General features: G+C 62.5%; 1 protein-coding gene and 1 pseudogene. Both read left to right on the plus strand.

The genetic code is table 11. The features are described from left to right. Positions 1-255: pseudogene (gene purH / locus CUC53_RS18400) on the plus strand (bifunctional phosphoribosylaminoimidazolecarboxamide formyltransferase/IMP cyclohydrolase); the annotation flags it as partial. 108 nt (positions 256-363) lie between these two features. Then, the coding region (gene purD, locus CUC53_RS18405) for a phosphoribosylamine--glycine ligase (protein ID WP_100295420.1) at positions 364-1,481 on the plus strand (1,118 nt) is incomplete at its 3' end.

Below are 1,481 nucleotides of genomic sequence, written 5' to 3' on the forward strand. Positions count from 1 at the left end.
GGCCAGATGAGCCGCGTTTATTCGGCCAAAATCGCCGGTATCAAGGCGGCAGATGAAGGGCTGACCGTGGCGGGCTCGGTGATGGCATCCGATGCCTTCTTCCCGTTCCGCGATGGTATCGATGCCGCCGCGGCAGCGGGGATCTCCTGCGTGATCCAGCCGGGTGGCTCGATGCGCGACAGCGAGGTGATCGCCGCCGCCGACGAGCACGGCATGTGCATGGTGTTCAGCAACATGCGCCATTTCCGGCATTGATGGATCAGGGGCTGCCACTGGCGGCCCTTTTGTTGTCTCTTTTCAACTGACTATTGCGACCTGCTTCCCTTGCAGAAGCAGTGACCCCACATAGAAGCGAGCGATACGATGAAAGTACTGATCATTGGTAACGGTGGCCGTGAACACGCCCTGGCTTGGAAAGCTCAACAGTCTCCGCTGGTGACCCGGGTCTTCGTCGCCCCCGGTAACGCCGGCACCGCCCACGAAGGGAGCATCGAGAACGTGGCCATCGCCGCCACCGATATTCCCGCGTTGCTCGACTTTGCCAAGGCGCAGCGCATCGGGCTCACCATCGTCGGGCCCGAAGCCCCCTTGGTCAAAGGCGTGGTCGACGCGTTTCGCGCCGAAGGGCTGGCGATTTTTGGTCCCACTGCGGCAGCAGCCCAGTTAGAGGGCTCTAAGGGCTTTGCCAAAGACTTTCTGGCTCGCCACGGGATCCCGACCGCAGCCTATCAAAACTTCACCGAGGTGGAGCCAGCGCTCGCCTATCTGCGTGAGCAAGGCGCCCCTATCGTCATCAAGGCCGATGGTCTGGCGGCGGGCAAGGGGGTGATTGTCGCCATGACCTTGCAAGAAGCAGAAGACGCGGTACGCGACATGCTCTCCGGTAACGCCTTTGGTGATGCCGGCGCGCGGGTGGTGATCGAGGAGTTTCTGGAAGGGGAAGAGGCGAGCTTCATCGTGATGGTCGATGGCGAGCACGTGCTGCCGATGGCCACCAGCCAAGATCACAAGCGGGTTGGCGATGGCGATACCGGCCTCAACACCGGCGGCATGGGGGCTTACTCCCCCGCCCCCGTGGTCACGGCGGCCGTGCACCAAAAGGTGATGGAGCAGGTGATCATGCCAACCGTGCGGGGCATGGCGGCAGAGGGCAACCTGTACACCGGTTTCCTCTATGCTGGCCTGATGATTGACGGTCAGGGCAATCCCAAGGTGATTGAGTTCAACTGCCGTTTCGGTGATCCCGAGACCCAGCCCATCATGTTGCGGATGCGCTCCGATCTGGTGGAGCTGTGCTTAGCCGCCTGCGCAGGCAAGCTGGATCAAGTCGACGCCATCTACGACCCACGGGTCGCCGTTGGCGTAGTGCTGGCTGCGGGGGGGTATCCCGGTGATTATCAGCTGGGGCTGCCGATCAGCGGCCTGCCAGTGGAAGAGGCCAGCGGCGAGAAGGTATTCCACGCGGGCTCTCGCCTCGAAGG

This window comes from Aeromonas cavernicola, from assembly GCF_002795305.1.
Lineage (GTDB): Bacteria > Pseudomonadota > Gammaproteobacteria > Enterobacterales > Aeromonadaceae > Aeromonas > Aeromonas cavernicola.